This is a genomic window from Xanthomonas sp. F10 (assembly GCF_014206815.1).
GTDB classification, from domain to species: Bacteria; Pseudomonadota; Gammaproteobacteria; order Xanthomonadales; family Xanthomonadaceae; genus Xanthomonas_A; species Xanthomonas_A indica.
Map to the genome: position 1 here is coordinate 1,192,549 of NZ_JACHNP010000002.1, position 25,262 is coordinate 1,217,810.

Sequence of the window (25,262 nt, forward strand, 5' to 3'; positions counted from 1 at the left end):
CCCGGTCCATCCGCCGCTGCGGAAGGGAACCCGGTAGATCAAAAGCAAACGCAAAGGCGATAAACCACGCTGTGGCTTCCGTCGTCATCGGCATCCGGTATGCCGAACCTCCGGCGAATCCACTGCCAGTGCGCTGTCTGCGGGTAGGCCAGGCACATGATGTGGTCGTCGCACGGCGCGAGGCCATTGTCTCGCAGGACTCGCGGTCTCGCGGCCAGGGAAGGGCGCACACCCGGCGTACATCGGTGGCCGGATACGCTGCCACACGCGGGTTCGAGCGCTGCCGCGGCGATGCGGATCGGGCCGACGATGCCTGGCGTAGACCGTTGCCGGATGCTGCCACTGTGCCGACAGGAGACACCGATGCGGAAGATGAAATGGGCTTGTTGGATGACGGTAGCGTTTACGTTGTCCGCATGTGGTCGTGAGGGCGCACCGGCGCCAGCGGCACCTGCGGGTGCCCACACGCCCACTGCGATGGACGCTGCGCCAAACCCTGCTTCGGCCGCGACACCTGCGCCTGCGCAACTGCCTGCGACGACCGCAGAGAGCGCCGGCGCCGGCGAGCCGCTGTCCTGCGCCGCCGAGATCGGTGCCGATGCCGCGGCGGCGCGCGTGGCCACCTGCCGCGCGGTGTCGCCGGCCACGCATCCGCCCTGCAATGCCGCCAACAGCTGCGCCATGATCGACGACGAGATCGCCCGCAGTTGCGCGTTGCTCGGCCGCGACGGACCGACCACCGCCGAGTGCGGTGCGGCCGCCGACAGCCCGCAGGCAGCGGCCGACGTGGTGCGGCGCTACTACGCGGCGATCAACGCGCGCGACTACCCGGTGGCCTGGCAGCAATGGGGCGAGGACGGGCGCCCGGGGCAGTCCTACGACGCGTTCAAGGCCGGCTTCGCCAGGACCCGTGCGGTGACGGTGACGATCGGCGCGCTCGGCGCCAGCGACGGTGCCGCCGGCTCGGTGTATCAGCCGGTGCCGGTCACCGTGGAAGCGACGCTGGCCGACGGCACGCGGCAACGCTTTCGGGGCAACTACGTGCTGCGCCGGGTCAATGGGGTGGACGGGGCCTCGGCCGCGCAACTGCGTTGGCGGATCGACTCGGCGAAGCTACAGGAACTGCCGGCGCAGTGAGGCTTGGTCTAGAGAGGTGGCTGTCCGATCGCCCTTCTCACAGCAGCGACGGAACCGATGGCGTTCGCGGGCGGTGAGGCAACGCGGGCTGTCTGCATGTGCCATGGCAGCACGGCGCACCGACCCTCACCCCAACCCCTCTCCCGATGGGAGAGCGGCTTGGAGCGGCTAACGAATCTGCTGCGCAGCCGCCAGGCGAGCGGGGACGGTGCTCGGAATCATGGACGCACTTGTACACTCCGGTTCCTGCGCGCGCCGTCCCGCCCATCTGTCGGTTGCTCGCAACGTGTTGTTAGCCACGCTTCCTCGTTTGAAGGGATGTTTCGATGACGACGTTGTACGGATTGAAGAACTGCGACACCTGCAAGAAAGCGACCAAGTGGCTGGACCGCTTCGGCGTGGCTTACACCTTCGTCGATTACCGCGAGCACAAGCCGACGCCGGAGACCCTGCTGGACTGGGCCGGCCAGGCCGGCGGGTTCGACGCCTTGGTCAACAAGTCCTCCACCACCTGGCGGCAACTGCCCGACAACAAGAAGACACCTGGCTCCGATGCCGAGTGGAAGTTGCTGCTGCGCGAGTATCCGCAGCTGATCCGGCGGCCGGTGGTGGTGACCGACGACGGCCGGCTCAGCCAGGGCTTCTCCGACAACGGTTTCAAGCAGCGATTCGGGGTGGCGTGAACATCCGCCCGTATCGGGCCGAGGACTGGACGCGGCTGTGCGCCATCCACGATGCCGCGCGTCTGCAGGAACTGCAGGCGGCGGGCCTGGTGGAGGCGTTCCTGCCACTGCCGATCGCGGCCGAGCGCGAGGCCCTGTTCGACTACCGCGTGCAGGTCGCCGAGTGGCAGGGCCAGGTGCTCGGCTTCGTCGCCGACGATGGCGAGGAACTGGCCTGGCTGTACGTGGACCCAACCGCACGTCGGCGCGGCGTCGGCCAGGCGCTGGTGACGGCAGTGCAGGACGCCAGCCCAGCCGGCCTGACCCTGGAATTGTTGGAAGGCAATGCCGCGGCGCTGGCGTTCTACCGGGCCTGCGGTTTCGTCGAAACCGGTGTGCACGGCGGGCGCATGCCGGGCAACGAGGCGTTCGCGGTGCGCGTGCAGTGCATGCGCTGGCCGGGCGTCGCGTCGTAGCGAAGCCGCGACCGCGCCGCACATCCGCCAGGCGACACTGGCAGACCCTTCGAATCCGCCAGCACCGCTCGTACACTGCGTTTCCGGTGTCGTCCGTACGCGACGCTGCCGCTGGCGATCCTCATCGCGTCTCCCTCGTGTCTTCCAACGGTGTCCTGCATGTCCGATGTCCTTGAACTCGCCTGCGACCTGATCGCCCGCCCGTCTGTCACCCCCGACGATGCCGGGTGCCAGGAACTGATCGCGCAGCGGCTGCAACGCGCCGGTTTCGTCATCGAGCGGCTGCGCTGCGGGCAGGTCGACAACCTGTGGGCGACCCACCGCGGCGGCGACGGTCCGGTGCTGGCGCTGCTCGGGCATACCGACGTGGTGCCGCCGGGACCGCGCGAGGCCTGGGCCAGCGATCCGTTCGTTCCGCAGGTGCGCGACGGCGTGCTGTACGGACGCGGCGCTGCCGACATGAAGGGCAGCGTGGCCGCGTTCGTGGTCGCCGCCGAGCGGTTCGTAGCCGCGCAGCCGCAGCACCCGGGCACACTGGCGCTGCTGCTGACCAGCGACGAGGAAGGCGATGCGATCGACGGCGTGCGCCACGTGGCGCGCGTGTTCGCCGAGCGCGGCGAACGCATCGACTGGTGCATCACCGGCGAACCCTCGTCCACCGAACGGCTTGGCGACCTGCTGCGGGTCGGCCGCCGTGGCAGCCTTTCCGGCGCACTGCGCGTGCGTGGCGTGCAGGGGCACGTGGCCTATCCGCACAAGGCGCGCAACCCGATCCACCTGGCCGCGCCGGCGCTGGCCGATCTGGTCGCGCGACACTGGGACGACGGCTACGAAAGCTTCCCGCCGACCAGCCTGCAGATTTCCAACGTGCACGCCGGCACCGGCGCCAACAACGTGATTCCCGGCGAATTGCAGGTCGCCTTCAACCTGCGCTACACCCCGCACTGGGACGCGCCGCGGCTGGAGGCGGAGATCGCCGCGCTGTTCGATCGCCATGGCCTGGACTACAGCCTGCGCTGGCACCGCAGCGGCGAACCGTTCTACACCCCGGAAGGCACACTGCGCCGGGTGGCGCGCGAGGTGCTGGGCGAGGTCGCCGGCGCGCCGCCGGAGGAGAGCACCGGCGGCGGCACCTCCGATGCACGCTTCATCGCGCCGCTGGGCGCGCAGTGCATCGAGGTCGGTCCGGTCAACGCCAGCATTCACCAGGTCGACGAGCACGTGCGCGTGGCCGACCTGGAGGCGCTGCCGGATCTGTACCTGCGCCTGGTCGAACGGTTGCTGCGGTAACAGTTGCGCCCGCCCGCGTGCCGGGTTACGGTCGCCCCATGACCTCGCTGTCCATCCTCCGCTCGACCACCGCCAACGGCCGCAATAACGCGCTGGCGAATAATCGTGCGCGGCCGATGCGGGTCTGCGACTAGGCGCTACCAGAAACACCACGCCCAGCCACCAGAAAACCCGCATCGGCCGATGCGGGTTTTTTTGTGCCTGGAGTGTGCATCCCTCGCGACCACCACCCCACGATCAGGAGCTTTCCCATGTGTTCGATCTTCGGCATCTTCGGCCTGCAACCGGGCGACGACCTGCAGGCCCTGCGGCGGCAGGCGCTGGACTGCTCGCAGCGGCAGCGCCACCGCGGCCCGGACTGGAGCGGCGTGTATGTCGACGACGGCGCCATCCTCGTGCATGAGCGCCTGGCCATCGTCGACCCGGCCGGCGGCTCGCAGCCGCTGCTCTCCGACGACGGGCAACTGGCGCTGGCGGTCAACGGCGAGATCTACAACCATCGCGAACTGAAGAAGCAACTGGCCCAGCCCTACGCCTTCCAGACCGGCTCGGACTGCGAGGTGATCAACGCGCTGTACCGCGAGACCACGCCGGACGCGCTGCTGAACCGCCTCAACGGCATCTTCGCCTTCGCGCTGTGGGACAAGGCCGCCGGCCGCGTGCTGATCGCGCGCGATCCGATGGGCGTGTGCCCGCTGTACTGGGGCCATGACGCGCAGGGCCGGCTGCGCGTGGCGTCGGAGATGAAGTCGCTGGCCGACAGCTGCGCCGACGTCGCCCAGTTCCCGCCGGGCCACTACTACGACAGCGCCAGCGGCGAACTCGTGCAGTACTACCGCAAGCCGTGGCGCGACTACGCCGCGGTGCAGGGCGTGGAGGTCGGCAAGCAGGAACTGCGCGAGGCCTTCGAGCGCGCCGTGCACCGCCAACTGATGACCGACGTGCCGTATGGCGTGCTGCTCTCCGGTGGGCTGGATTCGTCGCTGGTGGCGGCGGTGGCCGCGCGCTTCGCGCGCAAGCGCATCGAGGAGAACGACGAGGCCGAGGCCTGGTGGCCGCGCCTGCACTCGTTCGCGATCGGCCTGAAGGGCTCGCCGGACCTGGCCGCCGCGGCGATCGCCGCCGAGGCCCTGGGTACCGTGCATCACGGCTTCGAGTACACCTTCGAGGAAGGCCTGGACGCGCTGCCGGAGGTGATCCGGCACATCGAAACCTACGACGTCACCACCATCCGCGCCTCCACGCCGATGTTCCTGCTGGCGCGGCGGATCAAGGCGATGGGCGTGAAGATGGTGCTGTCCGGCGAAGGCAGCGACGAGATCTTCGGCGGCTACCTGTATTTCCACAAGGCGCCCAACGCGCGCGAGTTCCACGAGGAGCTGATCCGCAAGCTCGACGCCCTCTACAACTACGATTGCCTGCGCGCCAACAAGTCGATGATGGCCTGGGGCGTGGAGCCGCGCGTGCCGTTCCTGGACGTGGAGTTCCTGGACGTGGCCATGCGCATGGACGCCCAGTACAAGATGGCCGGCACCCGCGCCGACGGCAGCAAGCGCATCGAGAAGGCGGTGCTGCGCGAAGCCTTCGAGGGCTACTTGCCCGAGTCGATCCTGTGGCGGCAGAAGGAGCAGTTCAGCGACGGCGTCGGCTATGGCTGGATTGATGGGTTGAAGGCGCACGCCGAGGCCCAGGTCAGCGACCGCGAACTGGCCGCGGCCGACAAGCGCTTCCCGGTGAACCCGCCGCAGACCAAGGAAGCCTATTACTACCGCAGCCTGTTCGAGCGCGTGTTCCCGACCCCGGCCGCGGCCGAGACCGTGCCCGGCGGCAAGTCGATCGCCTGCTCCTCGCCAGCGGCGATCGCCTGGGACGCCAGCTTCGCGGCCATGGCCGATCCCTCCGGCCGCGCGGTGGCCGGGGTGCACGCGCAGGCGCTGGGATGACCGCTGCCAGCCTGCTGGCGATCGCCGGCGTGCTGCTGCTGGGGGCGATCAGCCCCGGCGCGAGCTTCCTGCTGGTGGCGCGGCTGGCCGCCGGACGCTCGCGCGCGGCCGGATTCGCCGCGGCACTGGGCATGGGCGTGGGGTGCGCCCTGTTCGCGCTGGCGGCGTTGTTCGGCCTGCAGGCGGTGCTGGAACGGGTGCCGGCGCTGCACCGTGCGCTGTCGATCGCCGGTGCCGCCTATCTGCTGTGGCTGGCCTGGCGGGCGTGGCGGACGCCGGCGCCGGTCGTCGCGCTGGCACAGGAGGTGCCAGCCGTGCGTTCGGCCTTCGTCATGGGCGTGCTGACCCAGCTCGGCAACCCGCAGACCGCGCTGGTGTTCGCCGGCCTGTTCGCCGCGCTGCTGCCGGCGCAGCACGTGCCGGCCGACTATGTCGTGCTGCCGCTGCTGGCCTTCGCCATCGATGCGGCCTGGTTTGCAGTGGTGGCCGGGGCGCTGTCCGCGCCGGCGCCTCGGCGCTGGTGGCTGCGCGCGCGGCGGCCGCTGGATCGGCTCAGTGCAGTGTTGATGAGCGGATTGGGCCTGCGCCTGCTGTGGCGGGCCGTGTAGCGGCGGCGTGCGACGCGCGGACAAGGGCGGCGCTGCACGCACCTGCTGTGTCTAGGCGCAGATGCGCGCTACTGCCGCGCTTGCGCCCGGAGCAAGCGCAACGTCTGCCGCGGGCTTACGGCGGCGTGGCTGCCGGCAGATCGACGCTGCCCGCGAACGTGGGCGTGCCAGGAAAGGCGCTTGCGGCGCCGTCGAGGCGGAGGTTGCCATGGCCGTCCTGTCGGGCAGCGGACAGCGCACGGTCGGCGCGGGCGAGCAGGTCGGACAGCTCGCCACCGACTGGCAGCGATGCCAGGCCGATGCTGCAGGTGAAGCCGACCCCATCCACGCGCACGCCGCGGATCCGCTGCTGCAGGCGCTGCAGCCGTTCGCGCGCCTTGGCCTGCGACACGCCTTCGAACAGCAAGCCGAATTCTTCGCCGCCGAGGCGGCCGACGCGGCAGCGCGGATCCAATCGCAGCAGTTCCGTCGCCAGTGCCTGCAGCAGCGCATCGCCGACGTGGTGGCCGTGCTGCATACCGATCTGCTCGAGGTCGTGGATCTCCAGCATGGCCAACTGCACCGCCTGCTGCGTCCCGGTCGCCGCCTGCAGGTCGGCCAGCAGCGCGCGCCGGTTGGGAAGGCCGGTCAGCGCATCGGTCGCGGCCAGGCGCCGATCGCTTTCCCGCTGCGCGTGGGTGCTGCGCATGGCGGTGACGACGATGCGGTTCAGGGCCAACCCGACGATCGTCACCGCCGCCACCAGGAGTTCCAGCAGCGGCAGGTCGGCCGCGGTCGGCACCAGGCTGTCGTGCCAGCCGAGCATGATCGCCCAGGTGCAGGCCAGCGCCAGCAGGTAGTCGCGCGTGCTGGAGAACAGCACGCTGTAGCCCAGGCACAGGGTCACCGCCACCGGCAGCAGCCAGGCCAGGCTGGCGCCGCCCATGTGGTGCAGCTGCAGCCGGAACGCGGCGTCGAACGCGATCACCGACAGGAACGCGCCCAGCCGCCATTGCCAGGCTTGCCTGGCCATGCGCATGACCACACAGCTGCCCAGCATGGCGACGAAGGCCAGCGCGTAGCGCGAGTCCAGCGGTCGGCTCAGGTAGGGATTCCACAGTAGCAGCACCAGCCAGGCGCACAGGGTCAGGCCTTGGAGCGCCAGGATCGGCGTGTCGAGCGTGCGGCGAACATGCAGGTGGTAGTTCATCTGCTCTCCAGAGAGCGCCGCGGCACTCCAGCGTCTGCGCGGCACGGCCGGTGCGGTGGTCCAGCGCGATCCGTCGGTCGCTGGGGTGTCGTCACCGGATAGCGGCCGCTGCAGGCACAGCTTTAGCGCCTTCGTCGGATGCGTGCGCCGCCCGGGCCATGGCCGGCGGTCATGCGGTACCAGGGAGAGGGCAGCGCCCTGCACGCGCCGGACGCATGCCGCGCGTCAGCCGCGGCACGACCGCGCCCTGCCGCCCTGCCGAGACAGGCAGGGCGGCAGGGCGGCGAGGCAGCAGCGCGCTTACTCGAAGCGCACGCAGTGGCCGTAGCGTTCGGGCTGGATGTCGATGCCCGAGGCATCGGCCTGGTTGCTCTTGCGCCACAGGTTGGGGCGGAAGTCCGGCCCGGTGCAGTTGGCCGCGCTGTCCACGCCGATGGTGTAGGTGTAGGGATTGCCGCGGAAGGTGTTGTTCTCGAAGGTGTTGTCCTGGCTCATGCTGTTGTCCCAGCACAGGATCTGCGGCGTGCGCTGGCGGATCGAGCAGGTCAGGTAGAGCCCGGCGCCCTTGTTGTCGATGAACTGGTTGCCCGCGAACAGGTTGCGGCGCGCGTCGGCCAGGTACACGCCCTGGCTGCCGTTGCGCTCCAGGCGGTTGTCGCGGATCTCGCTGTCTTCCAGGTGCTCGGTGGTGATGCCGGCGGCGACGTTGTCGTGGATCACGTTGTCGATCAGCTTGACCTTGGCGGTGCGGTTGAACGACACCCCGTCCCAGATCGCGCCGGACACGTCGTTGTGCGCGATCAGCAGGTCGCGGCTGTCGAACTCGCTGAGCAGGCAGGCGCTGCGGCACTTGCTCACCCGCAGGTGGGTCAGCTGGATGTTCTGGCCGTTGCGCACCACCACCAGGCTGTTGCTCAGGTACGGGCGCTCGGGCATGAACTCCTTGTCGATGGTGCCGCCGACGATCTGCAACTGCTCCACGCGCACGTCGCGGATCGGCCGTATGGGGCGCTCGTTCTGGTAGTCGCCGATGACGATGGTGGGTTGCTGCACGTGATCGCGCATGCGCAGCACGGTGCTGTCGCCCTGGCCGCGCAGGCGCAGGCCGTCGCGCTGGATCGACAGCAGCTTGCCGACCGGGAATTCGCCGGCGCTCAGGCACACCGTGGCGGGTTTGCCGTCGTTGGGGACGCGGTCGATGGCGGCCTGCAGATCGTCGCCGGGTTCGGCGCGCACGCTGCAGTCGGACGCAGCAGCCGGCGCGTCGGCGGCCGGCGTGGCACAGGCGGAGAACGACACGGCCGCGGCAAGCGGCAGCAACAGGGCGAGTAGGGGAGGGCGCTTCATCGGTAGGCAGACTCGGCAGTGGGGGGAGGGAAGACGGTAGGCCGGCGCATGAGATAGACGCGTGCGCGGAACCGAGATCGGGTCATTGTGGAGCGGGCGGCCTTAATGTCAGCGTGTGCCGGGTCGGGCCGGGCAGGAACTTTGTGGCGCGACCCTGCACCCAGTCGGCGTGGCCGGCGCCCCAGAACGGCGACAGCGGATGGCCGCTCTGGCCGCCCGGCATGTGCACGATGCCGTCGGCCTCGTGGCCCGGCGCCACCACCATGCGCTCGGACGCGCCAAAGGCCGGGCGCTGTACGCGCGGCATGTCGTCGTCGCCGGGCAGCGGCGTGTCCGGCATGCACAGCCAGCCACGCAGCGGCGCCGGCAGGCCCTGCGCCAGCGGATGGCAGATCGCCGCACGGTTCTCCAGGCCCCAGCGGCGCGTGTCCAGCGGGCCATCGGCCTGCAGCGTCGTGCGCACTTCGGCGGCGGCGTCTTCCAGCAGCGCCTGCCAACTGCCGTAGCGGCGCGGCAACAGGTGCAGCGGCTGTTGTTGCAGCAGTGGCCAGGCCACGCCTTCCAGCTGCGGCAGCGGCGGTGGCGCGGCAGCGCCGCCGGAGCCGGCACGGGCCGGCGCGATCAGGCCGTCGCGGATCCGCGTCAACACCGCCAGGCGCCACGCGCGGACCACGGTGTAGCTCACCGAGCCGGTGCTGGCGCGGCCCTCCCAGTGCTTGGCCGCCTGCGACAAGGCATGCAGCGCCGGTGTGGCCGCGTCGGCGTCGCGTTGCTGCAGCAGCGCCCACCAGCGCTGCAGGAACAGCGCGCGATCATCGAGCTGGATCGCCAGCAACTGCTGTTCGTTGAGGTGCGGGTGCAGGCGCAGGTCGTCGCGGATCTGCTGCGCGCGCGCGCCCAGCGCGTAGCCGCCATCGCCGAGCGGTGCCAGGTCGGCGCCGCCGACCACGCGGGCATTGGCGGTCCACAGTTGCCCGTCGGCGGGATCGATGCGCTGCGGCGATTGGGTGGTGGACAGCGGCCACGGCGCGCAGCGCGCATCCGCCGGCACCGTCGCGCGCACGTCGTGCATCACCGCGTCGGCCACGCAATGCGGGCCGCGCAGCGGCAGCGGGCCGAGCACGCGCCAGCCGATGTGGCCGTCGCGGTCGGCCAGCACCAGGTTCTGCGCCGGCGTGGCGATGCCTTGCGCGCGCGCGAAGGCGCCGCCCAGCGTATCGGTGCGGGCGAAGTCGGCCAGCCCCAGGTTCAGCGCGCCCGGCAATTGCGCCGCCCAGCGCAGCGCCAGTGCGCTGCCATCGGCCTCGTGCTGCAGGATCGGGCCGTAGGCGGTGTCCTCCACCCGCAGCGTGGTGGCGGGCGCGCCGGAGACGCGGATCTGTTCGCGGTGCACGGTGACCGGCGTGCAGCCGGGCTGCGCGACCGCCGCGCATGGGGTGAGCCGGTACCAGTCGGCGGTATCGGCATAGCTGTTGGTGAAGCCCCAGGCGATGTGGCCGTTGCTGCCGACGATCACCGCCGGCAGCCCCGGTAGCGAGAACCCCGACACGTCCACGCGGCCGCCCGGCGCCTGCGCATCGGCATAGCGCAGGCGTACCCGGAACCACAGGCTGGGCGCGCGCAGGCCCAGGTGCATGTCGTTGGCGACGATGGCGCGGCCGTCGGCGGTGCGGCTGCCGGCGATGGCCCAGTTGTTGCTGCCGGGCGCGCTGCTGGCTACGGCGTCCGCGGTGGCGGGCACGTCCGCCAGGCGCCGCAGATCGACCTGGTCGGCGGTGGGCAGCAGCGCATCGCCGCGCACGCTGCCATCCAGGGCGGCGTCCCAACTGCTGCCCTCGTGGCGCAGCAGGGCGTACAGCGGCGCCGGCAAGCGCTGCTGCAGGCGGTACAGGTCCAGCTTGCGTTCGAGCTGCTTGCCCTGCAGATCGAAGTACATCGCCTGGCCGGCCAGCGCCGAATCCACCGGCTGCCAGTCGCGCGGCGCGGCGAACAGCACCAGGTACGGCCACGGCCGCACCCGCAGCGCATGCAGGCCCTGGTTGACGCCGGCGCTGTAGGCCTGCAGCGCCGCCGCATGCGTGCCGGCGAACGCGGCCAACTGCGCGCTGCTGCGGGCACGCAGGCGATGCGCGCGCCGCGCCTTGTCCACGTCCAGCGCGTGCGGGCCGACCAGCTCGGACAGTTCGCCGGCGGCGGCGCGGCGCAGCAGGTCCATCTCGAAGAAGCGTTCCTGGGCGTGCACGTAGCCGAGCGCGCGCATCGCATCGGCTTCGTCGGCGGCCTCGATGGTGACCACGCCCAGCGCGTCGCGTTGGATGCTCACCGGTGCCTGCAGGCCTTGCAGCGGGGCATCGCCGTCGAGCGTGGCCAGGCTGCCGCGCAGCAGCAGCCAGACGCACAGCACCAGGGCTGCCGCCAGCAGCAGCATGCCCAGCAGCAGGCGTTTCCATCGACCGCGCATCGTCTCTCTCCGGTGGCAAGTCTCCGATTCTAGACACGAGTGCGTGTCGTTCCCGCGTAGGCGCGGCACGCTGTGCGCGGGGTCACGCATCGTGGGTGGTGCGACTCGGGATGTGAATGATTCCGATTGGAACGCGGCGCGGCGGCATCGGGCACTATGGCGCCCTCAGTCGACCCCACGGAGCCCGCCCCATGAAGGGACACCCCGACGTTGTGCAATGCCTCAAGGAGCTGCTGCGCGGCGAGCTGGCCGCGCGCGACCAGTATTTCATCCACTCGCGGCGTTACGAGGACCAGGGCCTGCTGGCGCTGTACGAACGCATCAACCACGAGATGGAAGAGGAGACCGAGCACGCCGATGCGCTGCTTCGGCGCATCCTGTTCCTGGAGGGCGACCCGGACATGCGCCCGCATGCCTTCGAACCCGGACGCACGGTCGAGGAGATGCTGGAGAAGGACCTCAAGGTCGAGTACGAAGTGCGCGCCAATCTGGCCGCGGGCATGAAGCTGTGCGAGCAGCACGGCGACTACGTCAGCCGCGACGTGCTGCTGGCGCAGTTGCGCGACACCGAGGAAGACCATGCCTGGTGGCTGGAGCAGCAGCTCGGCCTGATCAAGCGCATCGGCATGGCGCTGTACCAGACCTCGAAGATCGACGGGCACGTGTCCGGCAAGGACGCCTGATCCGTCCGCGCGCTTCCCGCGTGCGGGAGGCGCCGATGCACTGAGCGGGGGATTTCCCGCCACTGCGGCCGCGCCATCACCGGCCGCTTGAGGCCGGTCGCGCGTACCGGTCGCCCTCTCTGTCTCGCTGGCCCGCAGCGGCATTGCCACTCTTCACGGGTGACAGTGCGCATTGTCGATGTAGTGAAGGTTGCCGCTGCAGCCAGGTGGCACCCATGCCGACCGATCTCGCTGCATTGGCCGTCGTCTTTAGCCGTTGCGTGACGTCGCCGACCGCGTTCGGCGGCGCGCAGGTGCCTGCGTTCGTGGAATGCACGCGACCGACCCATGCGTTCGGCGCGTGGCGGCTGACATGGTCCGAAAGCCGGCCGATCCGCGTCGCCATCTTCGCCGGTGGCTGTTGCAGCGCCGCAAAAGTGGCCGCCGCATGCCTGGCGCTACGCACAAAAATCACTTTAAATCCAAGGGCTTGCGCGACTCGCTGCGCCCGCGACCAGCACGGTGTGTGCAATGCTTGCAAAACAGTAGTGATCGCTATACGGTAGTTTTCACTACTGAATTGCGCGATGGCGAGGGGGCGTTCGATGCAGGCGAGTCTTGGAATGAAGCGGTACGGCGCGGTCGGTACGGCCGTCGCCGGATGGTTGCTGGCGAGCGCCACCGCGTGCGCCGCCCCGGCCACGGCGCAGGGGCTGTGGTTGACCGCGGCCAAGGACGCGGTGGTGGAGTTCGCGCCCTGCGCGGATGCGGCCAGCGCCTTGTGCGGGCGCATCGTCTGGGACAAGGACGCCGGCACCGCGACCGATACCTGCGGCGTGCAGATCGCGCGCCTTGGGCGCGAGGACGGCGATACCTGGCGCGATGGCTGGGCCTTCGATCCGCGTAGCGGCAAGCGCTACAAGGCCACGCTGCGCGCCAGCGGCAAGTCGCTGGACCTGCGCGCCTTTGTCGGCGTGGAAGTGCTTGGCGAGACCGAGCGCTTCACCCGCGTGCAGGCGCTGCCCAGCACGCCGGTCTGCACCAAGTAGTCCACCCGCCGCGCGCAACGCGCCGGCGCCATCGACGTGCGGGCCGCCGCGCGTCCCACTTCCTCAGCGAACCAGGGGAGATTGAGATGACTGCAGTCCGCTTCATGGCGGCCCTCGCGGGCGCACTGGCCCTGCACGGTGCGTGCTGCGCCCAGGCCCAGGCCCAGGCCCAGGCCCAGCAGGCCGACCCCGATGGCATGGTGAACTACGAGTTCCAGAACCAGATCAAGCTGATGAGCGAGCAGCGTACGCGCGGCGTGTCCGACTCGCTGATGCGCCCGTCGCTGAAGTGGACCACCCAGTTCGTGCACGCCAGCGGCTTCGTCGCGCTGCTGGAGGTGGCCAAGGTCAGCAAGAAGCAGTTCCTCGACGGCGACGGCCTGGGCATGACTGCGGCGGCCGGCTACCGCTTCGGCAACCCCGATGCCTGGCATGCCGGCGTCGGCCTGGCGACCGAGCGCTTCCCCGGCGCCAGTTTCCTGGCCCCGCACCGGATCGACCTGGAGACAGGAACGCCGGAGGACATCCGCCGCACCGACTACGACAGCAATTTCGGCGTGCTCGAACTCGGCTACGGCGCGGTCGAGGGCCGCGTGCTGTACGTGTTCTCCAAGACCTACCGCGGTGCCGACACCGGCGGCGTGTGCGCGCAGATCCTGCAGTTCGCCGCCGACCCGACCGTGGCGCTGCGCTGCTTCGCCCGCGGCGACCACGATTCGCGCGGCACCTTGCTGGGCGATCTCAATTACCAGACCCCGCTGTTGCCGTCGCTGCTGCCGTCCACCACGCTGCGCCTGCACGCCGGCTACCAGAAGCTGCGCAACTTCAGCGAGGGCAGCTTCGCCGACTACCAGATCGGCGTCACCCACAAGCGTTGGGGCCTGGACTGGAACCTGGACTGGGTCAGCACCCGGGTCAACGCGCACGAACTGTACTGGGTGCAGGACGGCGCGCGCATCCGCAAGACCGACGGCGACACCCTGGTGGCCTCGATCGGCTACACGTTCTGACCCATGCGCAGCGAACTGCTCGATGCCGACCGTGGCGGCGACCAGCCGCTGGTGCTGGCGGTGGACCTGGGAACCTCCGGCTGCAAGTGCGCGTTGGTCACCCTGGACGGCCAGGTGATCGCCTGGGCGTTCGAACCGGTGCCGCTGCACGTGCACGGGGTCTGCGCCGAGCAGGATCCGCGCGACTGGTGGAACGCGCTGCTGGTCACCGCCGCGGCGGTGCTGCAAGGGGGCGAGGCGCTGCGCCGGCGGGTGACCGCGGTGTGCTGCTCGACCCAGGGCGAGTGCACCGTGTGCGTGGACCGCGATGGCGGTGCGCTGGGCAACGCCATGCTGTGGCTGGACATGCGCGGGCAGGCGGCGATCGCGCGGCGCCTGCGCGGGCGCTGGCTCAACGTGCGCGGCTACGCGCCGCTGAAGCTGCTGCGCTGGCTGCGCCTGAGCGGCGGCGCGCCGGCCGGCAGCGGCAAGGATTGCGCCGGCCACATCGCCTACCTGCGCGACCACGAACCGCAGCGCTACCAGCGCACGCACAAGTTCCTCAACGCGCTGGACTATCTCAACCTGCGCCTGACTGGACGTTTCTGCGCCACCGCCGATTCGGTGCTCACCACCTGGGTCACCGACAACCGCGACCCGATGCGGATCCGCTACGACGACGGCCTGCTGCGCCTGCTCGGCATCGAGCGCGACAAGCTGCCGGACCTGGTGGCCTCGACCGAGCTGCTGGGGCCGCTGCTGCCGGGCGTGGCCGCGCAACTGGGCCTGTCGCCACAGACCCGGGTGATCGCCGGCGCCATCGACAACTCGGCGGTGGCGGTGGCCGCGGCGGTCGAGGACTACGCCTCGCATCTGTACCTCGGCACCTCGTCGTGGCTTGGCGCGCACGTGCCGCGGATGAAGACCGACGTGTTCAGCAATATCGCCGCCGTGCCGTGCGCGGTGGGTGGGCGCTACCTGGCCACCGCGCTGCAGTCCACCGCCGGCGCCAACCTGTCGTTCCTGCGCGACCGCATCCTGTTCCATCCGGACGAGCTGCTTCGCGACGAGGAGCGCCCGGACGTGTACGAGGTGCTCAACGTGATCGCCGCGCGGGTGCCGGCGGGCGCCAACGGCCTGGTGTACATGCCGTGGCTGTTCGGCGAGCGCACCCCGGTGGAGGACCACAGCCTGCGCGCCGGGCTGGTCAACCTGTCGCTGATGCACACCCGCGAGGACATCATCCGCGCCTTCATGGAAGGGGTGGCGTTGAACACGCGCTGGATGATGGAGCCGTTCGCGCGCCTGCTCGGCCGCGATCCCGGGGTGGTCGCCGCGGTCGGCGGCGGCGCGCAGTCGGACCTGTGGTGCCAGATCATCGCCGACGTCAGCGGCCAGCCGATCCGGCAACTGCACAACCCGATCCAGGCCAATGCGATCGGCGCCACCTTCATCGCCGGCGTGGGCCTGGGCCGGCTGCGCTTCGCCGACTTGCCGGCGCTGCAACGTGCGCGCCGGGTGTACGAACCGTCTGCGGCCACGCGCGCGCTGTACGACGACCGCTATGCGACGTTCCGCGAGTTGCAGCGCACCCTCGCGCCGATCTACCGGCGCATGAATCCCCTTCCCGAGTGCGTGCCGGAGGTTCCCCAGCATGTTTGCCCATGAACAACGCGCGCGCGTGGTCGCGCTGTGCGTGGAACTGTCGCGGCGCGGCTACCTGGCCGGGACCGGCGGCAACGTCGCCTTGCGCCTGGACGCCGAGCGCTTCGCGGTGACGCCGTCGGCCACCGATTACCTGGCGATGCGCGCCGAGGACATCTGCGTGGTGCGCCTGGCCGACCTGCGGCAACTGGACGGCGCCGCCACGCCGTCGGTGGAGACCGGCCTGCATGCGCAGGTGCTGCGCCGCCGGCCCGACGTGGCCTGCAGCATCCACACCCATCAGCCGGTGGCCAGCGCCTGCGCGCTGCTCGGTGCGGCGCTGCCGGTGGAGGACCCGGCGTTGCAGGTGGCGATCGGCCACAGCGTGCCGATGGTCGGTTACTTCCCGTCCGGCACCGGGCTGTTGGCCTGGTTGCTGGCGCGGCAACTGCGCCCATCGCGCAATGCCTATCTGATGCGCAACCACGGCGTGCTGTGCTGCGGCCGCAGCCTGGAGCAGGCGGTGGCGGCGGTCGATGCGCTGGAGCAGGTGGCGCGCGAACACCTGACGCGCCGCATCCGCCGCCGCGCCCTGCACGACACCGGCCTGGCCGCGCCGTTGCGCGCCGTTCTCACTGCCCTGGAGGCCTGAGCGCATGCACGCCCTTTCCGTTTCCGTTCCCCCGAGCCCGGCACCGACCATGAGCCAGACCCCCGCCATTTCGCAATGGCCCGATGTGGACCAGTTGTACGCGCGCTTCCATGCGCTGGTGAACCAGCCGATGCGGCCGATCGGCGCCGCCGGCATGGCCAAGGTGATGCGCTACTTCGACGAGCGTTGCCAGGGCTCCAGGCGCCTGGGCGATGCGGCCAAGCAGGTGATCCCCGGCGGCGTGCAGCACAACCTGGCGTTCAACCATCCGTTCCCGCTGGCCATGCACAGCGCCGAGGGCGCGTACCTGACCGACGTGGACGGCAACCGCTATATCGACTTCCTGCAGGCCGGCGGCCCGACCCTGCTCGGATCCAATCCGCCGGAACTGCGCGAACACGTGCAGGCGGTGCTGGACCAGTGCGGCCCGGTGACCGGCCTGCTGCACGAGTACGAGGTCAAGCTGGCCGAACTGGTCTGCGCCAGCATGCCGGCGGTGGAGATGCTGCGCTTGCTCGGCTCCGGCACCGAGGCGGTGATGGGTGCGGTGCGCCTGGCCCGCACCCACACCCGCAAGAAATGGATCATCAAGATCGGCGGCGCCTACCACGGCTGGAGCGACCAACTGGTGTACGGCATGCGCCTGCCGGGCACCGGGCGCATGGAGGCGATCGGCATCCCGCGTGGCGCCACCGCCTACACCCAGGAATGCCATCCCAACGATCTGGAGGCATTGCGCCGCAAGCTGCAGCTCAACCGCCTGCGCGGCGGCACCGCGGCGGTGCTGCTGGAACCGCTGGGGCCGGAGAGCGGCACGCGGCCGGTGCATCACGACTACAACCGGCAGGTGCGCACGCTCTGCGACGAGTTCGGCGCGCTGCTGATCTTCGACGAGGTGGTCACCGGCTTCCGGCTCGGCCCGGGCGGCGCGCAGGGCTACTTCGGGGTCCTGCCGGACATCACCGTGCTCGGCAAATGCCTGGCCGGCGGCTATCCGATGGCCGGGGCGATCGGCGGGCGCCGCGAGGTGATGATGAGCCTGGTCGGCGGCATCGGCACCACCGCGCGGCGGGCCTTCGTCGGCGGCACGCTGTCGGCCAATCCGCTGTCCTGCGTGGCCGGCTACCACGCCTTGCTGGAGGCGCAGCGCAGCGACGCCGCCGGCCAGGCCGGCCGCGCCGGCGATCGCCTGCGGCAGGGCCTGGAGGCGATCATCCGCCGTCTCGGCCTGCCGTACGTGGTCTACAACATGGGCTCGATCGTGCACCTGCAGACCTCCGGCGTGCTGCTGCTGGACACCGGCAACCTGTACAAGCTGTGGCGCGTGCGCAACGAGGCCAAGCAGCGCAAGCACATGATGGAGGAGATGGGCGCGGCGTACTCCGCGCACGGGCTGATCACCCTGGCCGGCAGCCGCATCTACACCAGCCGCGCCGATACCGATGCGGTGGTGGACGAAGCGCTGAACCGCTTCGACGACGTGTTCAAGCTGGTGTAGCGCATGCCCACCCTCTCGCACATCGAATCGCTGTGGCTGCACACCCGCGAGCGGCTCGTGGCCAAGCGCCTGCTCGGCGACGATGCGGCAGCGCTGGCGCTGCGCTGTCCGGGCAGCACGGCGATGTGCTGCGGCGCGCTCGATGCGGAGCGGCCGCAGTGGCTGGACTGGCGCGACCCGGCGCTGCCGGCGGCGGCGCAGGTGCACGCGCAGGTGTACCTGCGGCGTCCCGACGTCGGTGCCAGCGCCTGGTCGGCGGGCGCGTTCGGCCATCGCCTGGCCGATGTCGGCGGCGTGCTGCCGCAGGTGTTCGACGAGCAGGCCCGGCACATCGGGCCGATGCCGGCGCCTTTTTCTGCGGTCGAGGCGTTGGCGACGGCGCCGCCGGCAGGCGGCAGCGTGCTGCTGCTCGGCGCACGCCCGCTGTGTCTGGGCATCACCGCGCAGCGGCTGGCGTTGAACGTGGAGTTGTTCGAGAAATGCGCCAAGGCCTACGTGCTCGCCGCCGCCACCGGCGGCCAGGTGCGGGAGTTGCCTTGGTGGGTCCGGCGCATCGCCAACGGGCGGCTGCGCAAGGACCAGATGCGTGCCGCCGCGGCCTTCGCCGCTGGCGAATTGCCGGCCGAAAGCAAAGGCTACTGAGGGTCCACCGCGATGACCGCCACGCCATCCCCGTCTTCCATCGCGCCAACCGCCGTCCAGGCGAAGCGTCCGCTCGCTGCGGCGTTGTCGATCGGCGCCATCGCCCTGCTGATCCTCGGCGTACAGCCGATCGTGCTCGGCGCACTGGTCGAGCAGCGCCTGATCACGCTGCCAGGGTTGGGCGTGGTGGCGATGGGCGAGATCATCGCGCTGGGCATCGGCGTGGCGCTGGGCGATGCGCTGCTGCCGGTGTCCTGGCAGCGCACCACCGCGATCGTGGCGGCGCTGCTCGCGGCGCTGCTGAATCTGGCCACGGTGCAGGCGCAGGGCGATGCCGCCTTCGTCGCGCTGCGCGCGGCCGCCGGCCTGGCCGAGGGCCTGCTGGTCTGGGTCGCCACGGTCAGCATCGTGCGCGCGGCGACGCCGGACCGGACCACCGCAGTGTTCATGGTGCTGCAGGCCTTGGCGCAGATCGCGCTGGCGGCGGCGCTGGCGCTGTGGGTGTTGCCGGCGGCCGGCTGGAAGGGCGGCTTCGTCGCCATGGCCGCGACGTGCCTGCTGGTGCTGCCGCTGGCGGCGGCACTGACCGCGCCAGCGTCCCTGGCGTCCGCAGCCATTGCGCAGTGCGCGACGACCGCCACCGCCAGGTTGCGCTGGTCGCCGGCGACGCTGGCGCCGCTGCTGGTGGCGTTCCTGCAGATGTCGGCGATCGGCGCGCTGTGGGCCTACCTGGAACCGCTGGCGCTGCGTGCGGGGCTGGACGCGCATGCGGCGCAACTGCAGACCTCATGGGTGCTGGGCATGCAGATCGCCGGCGGACTGGCGGCGATCTACTGGGTGCGGCGGCTGTCGGTGACGGCGACCCTGACCCTGGGCAGCCTGGTGCTGTGCCTGGTGGCCGCGTCCATGTATCGGGTTCCCGGCAATCCGGCACTCGGGTTCGCGGCGGTGTGCGTGGCGTTCGGCTTCGCCTGGATGTTCCTGATGCCGTTCCATGTCGGCCTGGCGCTGCGCGCCGATGCGCAGGGCCGGGTGGCGGTGCTGGTGCCGGCCGCGCAATTGATCGGCTCGGCCTGCGGGCCGTTGCTGGCCTCGCTGTTGCTGCACGCCGACGATCCGGCACCGGTGCCGCTGGTCGGCCTGGGCTTCGCGCTGGCGGCGGCGCTGCTGGCGCTGTGGATCGGCCGGCGGCAACGCGGCCCGGTCGCCGTGCAGGCCGGTTCGCATGCGCGGTGATCGCGGCCGCGACGCGTGCCCGTCGGGCGCGCGTGGCGCGGGGCAGGGCGCTGCCCTGCGCCATGTGGCTGTCGACGTCAGGCAGGCTGGAGAACGGTGATGTCGCCTGAGCCCGTGCAGGACACCGCGCCGGAGACGATCGCGGCGCTGTTCGCCGCGCAGCAGGCCACCGCGCTGGCTTGGCGCGGCTCGTCGGCGAACGCGCGGCGCGCGCATCTGCGGGCGCTGCGCGATGCGTTGCTGGCGCGGCGGCAGGCGTTGATCGCCGCCTTCGCCGCCGATTTCGCCAAGCCTGCGCTGGAAGTGGAATTGACCGAGCTGCTGCCGGTGGTCGACGAGATCGCCACCGCCATCGCGCAGCTGCCGCGCTGGATGCGGCCGCGCAAGGTCGCGCCGACCCTGCTGGCCCTGGGCACACGCGCGCGCATCGCCTACCAGCCCAAGGGCCGCTGCCTGATCATCGGGCCCTGGAACTATCCGGTGGCCACCGTGCTGGGGCCGCTGGTATCGGCGCTGGCCGCCGGCAACACCGCGCTGATCAAGCCGTCCGAATTCACGCCGCAGGTCAACGCAGTGCTGCAGGCGGTGCTGGAGGAGGCGTTCGCGCCGGAGGAAGTGGCGCTGGTGCAGGGCGGTGCGGCGACCGCGCAGGCCTTGCTGGCGTGTCCGTTCGACCATGTGTTCTTCACCGGCTCGGCGTCGGTGGGCCGGCAGGTGATGGCCGCGGCAGCGCGGCAGTTGACCCCGGTGACGCTGGAGCTGGGCGGCAAGTCGCCGGTGATCGTCGACCGCAGCGCCGACCTGCGCCGCGCCGCCGAGGTGATCGTCTGGGCCAAGCTGGTCAACGCCGGACAGACCTGCATCGCACCGGATACCTTGTTCGTGCATCGCGATGTCAGCGCGCGCCTGCTCGACCACTGCCGCGCACTGCTGGCGCAGCGCTACGGTGCCCACGCGCAGGCGGTCGCCGCCAGCCCGCACCTGGCGCGCATGATCCACCCGGCGCACGCCGCGCGCGTGGCCGGCCTGATCGACGAGGCGCGCGCCGGCGGTGCGCAGCTGCTGGCCGGTGGCGAGCACGACGCGGCGCGGCGCTACGTGGCGCCGACGCTGCTGGCGCAGGTGCCGGCGCAGGCACGGATCGCGCAGGAAGAGATCTTCGGCCCGGTCCTGCCGGTGGTGGAGTTTGCGCACCTCGACGAGGTGCTCGACCGGCTCGACGCTGCGCCCAAGCCGCTGGCGCTGTATCTGTGGAGCTGCGACCGCGCCGGCATCGCGCGGGTGCTGGCGCGCACCAGCTCCGGCAGCGCGGTGGTCAACCACTGCCTGCAGCAGTTCGTGCACAGCGGCCTGCCGTTCGGCGGGGTGGGCGCCTCGGGCTTCGGCAGCGGCCACGGCGTGCATGGCTTCCGCGCCTTCTCGCACGAGCGCGCGCTGCTGCAGGGCGGCCGCCTGCCGATCGTCAAAGCGTTCTTTCCTCCCTATACGTCCTTGCAGCAGCGCTTGGCGGCCGGCCTCAGCGCTTGGCTGGCGCGGCGCTGAGCAGCGCAGCCGGTGTGCCAGGGGCGGGCGCGGTAAGATGCGATGCCGGCGCGTGCAGCGACGCTGCGGCACCGTCCGCGCATGCATTGCCGTGGCGATGCATGCCGCCAGATCGACGCAGCGACGCCAGCGTGGCGTCTGCCGCTTCACCACCATCGAGATCCCATGCCCGCCGACACGCCGCGTTCCCCCGCACCGCACCGCCCGCGCCTGACCGGGAACAAGGTGCCGGCCCAGCATCGCGCCACCGAGACCTACGAACAGATCCTCTCGGTCACCGCGCAACTGCTCGGCGATGTCGGCGTGGAGCGGTTGTCCACCAACCTGGTGTGCGCGCGTGCGGGGCTGACGCCGCCGGCGCTGTACCGCTATTTCCCCAACAAGTACGCGCTGCTGTCGGAACTGGGCCGGCGGCTGATGGAGCGGCAGAACCAGCTCATCCCCAAGTGGATCACCCGGCAGGCGATGAGCGGCACGCGCGAGGAACTGCAGCGTGCGCTGGCCGGGCTGGTGCTGGATACCTACCGCGTCACCAAGGCGACCGAGGGTGGGGTGTGGGTGCTGCGCGCGCTGCGCGCGGTGCCCGCGCTGCAGCAGGTGCGCCTGGATTCGCACGCGCAGGTGACCAAAGGCCAGGTGCGCTTTCTCAGTGAGGCCTTCCCCGATGCCGACCCGCGCCAGTTGCGGCTGGTCAGCCGCATCGTGGTCGATCTGATCTACGCGACCGTGGAGCTGCTGTTCGACACCCGCCTGAGCGCCCGCGCGGTGGCCGATACCGTGGCAGCGATGATCGCCAGCCATATCGAGCAACTGCGCGACGGGGCCGCGGCTGGGTGAGGCGGGGCTGCGGCGTCGGTTCCGGATGTGCGGCATCTGCGTGGCCCACGCAACGCAATCGCAAGGCGCAGCGGCCGATGCCAGCGCGAACCGCGCGCCACCAAACGGCGGCTTGAGGCCAACTGCAAACGAGGCGTCCGCAGACACGGCGCGACGCCCGCGAGGCGCTGCACGTGCCGGCCCCGACGGGATCAGGGCGCGGCGGCGAACCTGCCTTCGTCGAGATCCGCGACCAGCGTCGGACCGGTCGGCGTCCAGCCGAGCCTGGCCTGGGTCAGCGCGCTCGAGGCCGGCATGTCGAGTTGCACGAACATCGCCATCCAGCCGAAATGCGCGGCCGCCTCGCCCGGCGCAATGGATACCACCGGCAGCTTCAGGCCGCGCCCGAGCGCCTCGGCGATCTCGCGGATGCGCACGCCTTCCTCGCCGACCGCGTGATAGCGCGCGCCGGGCTGCGCCTTCTCGATCGCAAGACGATACAGCCGCACCGCGTCGGACAGGTGGCCGGCCGGCCAGCGGTTGCTGCCGTCGCCGACATAGGCGACCACGCCCTTGTCGCGCGCGATCGCCGCCAGCGGGGTGACCAGCCCTTGCCGAAACGGGGTGTGGACCTGCGGCAGTCGCATCACCGAGACGTTGACGCCGGCCTCGCGCAACGCGTTGCCGGCCTGCTCGGAGGCGATGCGCGGATTCGGATGTGCGGCGTTGAAGACGTCCTCGCTGGCCGGCTCGCCGTGTTCGCCGCTGCCCACGCCCGTGCCCGAGGTGATCAGCAGCGGGCGATCGGAGCCCTGCAGCGCCGCGCCCAGGGACGTGATCGCGCGTCCGTCCTTCTCGCAGTTGGCGGCGAAGTTGCTGAAATCATGATCGAACGCCGCATGGATCACCGCATCGGCCTGGGCGGCACCACGACCCAGGCTGTCCGGATCCTCGAGCGTGCCGTGGTGGACCTCGGCGCCGGCCGCGCGCAGCGCCTGCGCGCCGGCCTCCGATCGGGTCATGCCGAGCACGCGATGGCCGGCCTGGAGCAGTTCGGGAACCAGCGCCGAGCCGATGAAACCGGTCGCGCCGGTCAGAAAGATACGCATGGTGCACTCCGTTGGGTCAGTCCGAGCGACTCTCCGGCATCTGCTTATCCCGTTAAAGTAGTGACGTCATCGTAGTAAAGCGACTAACAGGCTTGCCATGCATTCCGATCCAGCCCATTCCCTGGGCGACTTCCTGCGCAGCCGGCGGACCCGGCTCGATCCCGCCAGCTTCGGCTTCTCCGGCCGTCGGCGCACGCCGGGTCTGCGCCGCGAGGAAGTCGCGCAGCGCGCCAATATCAGCCCGACCTGGTACACCTGGCTCGAACAGGGGCGCGGCGGCGCGCCCTCGGCGCAGGTGCTGGAGCGGATCGCAGGCGCGCTGCTGCTGACCGACGCCGAACGCGAACATCTGTTCATGGTCGCACTGGGGCGACGGCCAGAGGTGCGCTATCGCGCGGTGGCGGGCGTCAACCCGCGGCTGCAGCGCGTGCTCGATGCGCTGGAAACGAGTCCGGCCATCGTCAAGACGCCGACCTGGGACGTAGTGGCCTGGAATCGCGCGGCGGCCGTGGTGCTGACCGATTACGGCCAACTGCCCGTCGGCGAGCGCAACATCCTGCGCTTCCTGTTCTGTCATCCCGCCACGCGTGCAAAGCAGCACGATTGGGGCAGGGTGGCACGCTTCGTGGTGGGCGCGTTTCGCGCCGACGTGATGCGTGCGGGACTCGCCTCGGAAGCGGGCGACCTGGTAACCGAGCTGTGTGCGCTCAGCGCCGAGTTCGAGGCCTTGTGGCACGACCACGAAGTGCTGAGCCACGGCGAGGGCGACGGCGAAAAGCGTCTCAAGCATCCGGTGCTCGGCGAGATCGCGCTCGAGTACTCGGCCTTCGCCGTGGATGGCAGGCCGGATCTGGGCATGATCGTCTACACCCCCGTCGATGCCGGCGTGGCTGCGCGCATTCGCGCACTGGCGACCGCGCATGGTGCGGGCCAGGCGGCGCGGACGGATGCGGCGCTGGCACCGGTGTGAAACAGTGAAACCAAGCGGGAGAAGCGCGCACCCGGTCGTCTGGTCTTCTCGTGCCGCCGCGGCTGGCGCGGCGCCGGGGATTCGCATGCAGATCATCAGGGGCATGGGCGATTGCTGAGCGAGACTCCCCCGACGCCGAGCCACGTCAACTGCAACCAGTCAGCCGCCTCGTGGCCGACCTGATCTACGCCTCCGATCGCGAGGCAGCGAGCAAATGCAGGTAGGGCGTCGTGGCCGCCACGCGCTCGAGCACAACGGCGCCGATCCGGTCTGCTTGTCGTAGGAGCGGCTTCAGCCGCGACACGCTGAGTCGTTGCGGCTGAAGCCGCTCCTACGATAAAACGGGCCTACTGGCCGAAGCGGACAGTTGGCGATCCGCTCAAGGCCTCACCAGGAAGCGACGACGCTGCCCTTCTTGACCAGTTCCACCTTGTCGCTCGTACTGTTGTAGCGCAGATACACGCTGCCGTATTTCTCGAGAATGATGCGTTGATTGGCATTCATTCTGAGGCTGTTGTCGCCAAGGTCGATGCCCATGTTGTAGTTGGACTGGTCGAAGTTGATGCCGATGTTGCCGAGCGCGCCGCTGTCGAAGTGGATGCCGTTCTGCCAGCCGCGCGTGCCCGGCTGGATCTGGATGGCGTGCGTGCCGGCGGTGCTGGAACCCGGGGTGTTGAGCAGGTTGAGGCCGATGGTCGAACCGCCGTTGGTGTAGGAGGTCAGTTCGCCGTTGAACAGGATGCTGGTGCCGTGCGTTGCGACGTTTTGCCCCGCGATCCCGTCGTAGCCGTGGAACAGTTCGCTGTGGAAACCCGCCAGCCACGGCGAACCGGTGCTGCGCTGGAACGCGCGGACCGTGGCGCCCACGCTCTGCGAACTGTCTTGGGTCGCGTTGGGATGTTTGGTCGCGTTGAGCTGGATGTACAGCGGCCAACTGAAGGAGTTCTGCTGGTCGGACTCGGAGATCAGCGACAGGATCTCGTTGGTGTAGCCCGGGCCGACATTGGACGCATCGCGCCGGCCCCAGCGCACCGAGGTGTCCAGCGCCGGCGTGGACACCGGCGTGCTGGAGAAATCCATGTACTGGCTCAGTTGTTCGCCGACGCTGGTGATGGCGCCGGCGCTGGCGACCACCAGTGCGGCGACGCCGAACAGCAGCACCCGGTTGACCGTCACGGCACGGCGCAGGCGTTGGTCCTTGGCCTGGAGTTGTTGCTCCAGCCTCTCCACCCTGGCCATCAAGGAAGCGTCGTTGCCTGCGTTGATCGCGTTCTCGTTCATGGTTGCGGTCCTTCGTTGGGATGACTGCGATGCCGGCGCTGGACGCTTGTCCTGCGAAG

23 protein-coding genes and 1 other RNA gene are annotated in these 25,262 nt (G+C 70.4%); 19 read left to right on the plus strand and 5 right to left on the minus strand.

The window, feature by feature from the left end:
* The first annotated feature begins 477 nt into the window (after positions 1-477).
* The 7 genes from FHR56_RS16430 to FHR56_RS16460 all read left to right on the plus strand — a co-directional run bounded on the left by FHR56_RS16430 (position 478) and on the right by FHR56_RS16460 (position 6,116).
* Positions 478-1,137, plus strand: a complete 660-nt coding sequence (locus FHR56_RS16430) for a hypothetical protein (RefSeq protein WP_237473049.1) — start codon at positions 478-480, stop codon at positions 1,135-1,137.
* 220 nt (positions 1,138-1,357) lie between these two features.
* Positions 1,358-1,435, plus strand: a non-coding RNA gene (locus FHR56_RS16435) — sX9 sRNA.
* Positions 1,436-1,463: 28 nt separating this feature from the next.
* Positions 1,464-1,820, plus strand: a complete 357-nt coding sequence (locus FHR56_RS16440) for an arsenate reductase (RefSeq protein WP_019797108.1) — start codon at positions 1,464-1,466, stop codon at positions 1,818-1,820.
* On the plus strand, positions 1,817-2,275 hold the full coding sequence (locus tag FHR56_RS16445) for a GNAT family N-acetyltransferase (RefSeq protein ID WP_160945807.1): 459 nt from the start codon (positions 1,817-1,819) through the stop codon (positions 2,273-2,275). The genes FHR56_RS16440 and FHR56_RS16445 overlap by 4 nt, the downstream gene beginning before the upstream one ends.
* A 159-nt stretch (positions 2,276-2,434) precedes the next feature.
* Positions 2,435-3,565, plus strand: coding sequence for a succinyl-diaminopimelate desuccinylase (dapE, locus tag FHR56_RS16450; RefSeq protein WP_160945808.1), 1,131 nt, complete (start codon positions 2,435-2,437; stop codon positions 3,563-3,565).
* Positions 3,566-3,816: 251 nt separating this feature from the next.
* Positions 3,817-5,508 carry an asparagine synthase B gene (asnB, locus tag FHR56_RS16455; protein ID WP_160945809.1) on the plus strand — a complete coding sequence of 564 codons (1,692 nt, stop codon included), beginning with the start codon at positions 3,817-3,819 and terminating at the stop codon, positions 5,506-5,508.
* Positions 5,505-6,116 carry a LysE family transporter gene (locus FHR56_RS16460; RefSeq protein ID WP_160945810.1) on the plus strand — a complete coding sequence of 204 codons (612 nt, stop codon included), beginning with the start codon at positions 5,505-5,507 and terminating at the stop codon, positions 6,114-6,116. Before asnB ends, FHR56_RS16460 begins: the two co-directional genes overlap by 4 nt.
* A 115-nt stretch (positions 6,117-6,231) precedes the next feature.
* Here FHR56_RS16460 and FHR56_RS16465 read toward each other — a convergent pair whose 3' ends face one another.
* The 3 genes from FHR56_RS16465 to FHR56_RS16475 all read right to left on the minus strand — a co-directional run bounded on the left by FHR56_RS16465 (position 6,232) and on the right by FHR56_RS16475 (position 11,113).
* The gene (locus FHR56_RS16465; RefSeq protein WP_160945811.1) at positions 6,232-7,305 is read right to left on the minus strand and encodes a GGDEF domain-containing protein; all 1,074 of its coding nucleotides are present in this window, start codon (positions 7,303-7,305) and stop codon (positions 6,232-6,234) included.
* A gap of 300 nt (positions 7,306-7,605) precedes the next feature.
* Complete coding sequence (locus FHR56_RS16470; protein WP_160945812.1) at positions 7,606-8,652, minus strand: right-handed parallel beta-helix repeat-containing protein; 1,047 nt, start codon at positions 8,650-8,652, stop codon at positions 7,606-7,608.
* Between the two features lie 82 nt (positions 8,653-8,734).
* Positions 8,735-11,113: a penicillin acylase family protein gene (locus tag FHR56_RS16475; protein WP_160945813.1), complete on the minus strand. Its 2,379-nt coding sequence runs from the start codon at positions 11,111-11,113 to the stop codon at positions 8,735-8,737.
* Positions 11,114-11,304: 191 nt separating this feature from the next.
* On the opposite strand from FHR56_RS16475, the gene bfr reads away from it, so the two are divergent.
* From bfr to FHR56_RS16530, 11 genes are all read left to right on the plus strand, one after another.
* A complete protein-coding gene (bfr, locus tag FHR56_RS16480; RefSeq protein ID WP_026143459.1) occupies positions 11,305-11,796 on the plus strand; it encodes a bacterioferritin in 492 nt (163 codons plus the stop codon).
* Positions 11,797-12,011: 215 nt separating this feature from the next.
* On the plus strand, positions 12,012-12,341 hold the full coding sequence (locus FHR56_RS16485) for a hypothetical protein (protein WP_160945814.1): 330 nt from the start codon (positions 12,012-12,014) through the stop codon (positions 12,339-12,341).
* 57 nt (positions 12,342-12,398) lie between these two features.
* Positions 12,399-12,824, plus strand: a complete 426-nt coding sequence (locus FHR56_RS16490) for a DUF2147 domain-containing protein (protein ID WP_160945815.1) — start codon at positions 12,399-12,401, stop codon at positions 12,822-12,824.
* A 104-nt stretch (positions 12,825-12,928) separates the two neighbouring features.
* Positions 12,929-13,834, plus strand: a complete 906-nt coding sequence (locus tag FHR56_RS16495) for a TorF family putative porin (RefSeq protein WP_160946052.1) — start codon at positions 12,929-12,931, stop codon at positions 13,832-13,834.
* 3 nt (positions 13,835-13,837) lie between these two features.
* Positions 13,838-15,481 (plus strand): FGGY-family carbohydrate kinase, encoded by a 1,644-nt coding sequence (locus FHR56_RS16500; RefSeq protein ID WP_160945816.1) that lies wholly within the window; start codon positions 13,838-13,840, stop codon positions 15,479-15,481.
* Positions 15,468-16,109 (plus strand): class II aldolase/adducin family protein, encoded by a 642-nt coding sequence (locus tag FHR56_RS16505; RefSeq protein WP_160945817.1) that lies wholly within the window; start codon positions 15,468-15,470, stop codon positions 16,107-16,109. The genes FHR56_RS16500 and FHR56_RS16505 overlap by 14 nt, the downstream gene beginning before the upstream one ends.
* Before the next feature lie 49 nt (positions 16,110-16,158).
* Positions 16,159-17,607 carry an aminotransferase class III-fold pyridoxal phosphate-dependent enzyme gene (locus FHR56_RS16510; protein ID WP_160945818.1) on the plus strand — a complete coding sequence of 483 codons (1,449 nt, stop codon included), beginning with the start codon at positions 16,159-16,161 and terminating at the stop codon, positions 17,605-17,607.
* Between the two features lie 3 nt (positions 17,608-17,610).
* Positions 17,611-18,249, plus strand: a complete 639-nt coding sequence (locus FHR56_RS16515; RefSeq protein ID WP_160945819.1) for a hypothetical protein — start codon at positions 17,611-17,613, stop codon at positions 18,247-18,249.
* An 84-nt stretch (positions 18,250-18,333) separates the two neighbouring features.
* Positions 18,334-19,485 (plus strand): MFS transporter, encoded by a 1,152-nt coding sequence (locus FHR56_RS16520; protein ID WP_160945820.1) that lies wholly within the window; start codon positions 18,334-18,336, stop codon positions 19,483-19,485.
* A gap of 99 nt (positions 19,486-19,584) precedes the next feature.
* Positions 19,585-21,027 (plus strand): aldehyde dehydrogenase family protein, encoded by a 1,443-nt coding sequence (locus tag FHR56_RS16525; protein ID WP_184502670.1) that lies wholly within the window; start codon positions 19,585-19,587, stop codon positions 21,025-21,027.
* A 165-nt stretch (positions 21,028-21,192) separates the two neighbouring features.
* A complete protein-coding gene (locus tag FHR56_RS16530) occupies positions 21,193-21,864 on the plus strand; it encodes a TetR/AcrR family transcriptional regulator (protein ID WP_160945821.1) in 672 nt (223 codons plus the stop codon).
* 191 nt (positions 21,865-22,055) lie between these two features.
* On the opposite strand, the gene FHR56_RS16535 is transcribed toward FHR56_RS16530, so the two are convergent.
* A complete protein-coding gene (locus FHR56_RS16535; protein WP_160945822.1) occupies positions 22,056-22,952 on the minus strand; it encodes an SDR family oxidoreductase in 897 nt (298 codons plus the stop codon).
* 97 nt (positions 22,953-23,049) lie between these two features.
* Here FHR56_RS16535 and FHR56_RS16540 point away from each other — a divergent pair, with 97 nt between their 5' ends.
* Positions 23,050-23,922, plus strand: a complete 873-nt coding sequence (locus FHR56_RS16540; protein ID WP_160945823.1) for a helix-turn-helix transcriptional regulator — start codon at positions 23,050-23,052, stop codon at positions 23,920-23,922.
* 387 nt (positions 23,923-24,309) lie between these two features.
* Here the strand turns inward: FHR56_RS16540 and FHR56_RS16545 are convergent, their stop codons facing one another.
* A complete protein-coding gene (locus tag FHR56_RS16545) occupies positions 24,310-25,203 on the minus strand; it encodes a hypothetical protein (RefSeq protein ID WP_160945824.1) in 894 nt (297 codons plus the stop codon).
* Positions 25,204-25,262 lie beyond the last annotated feature (59 nt).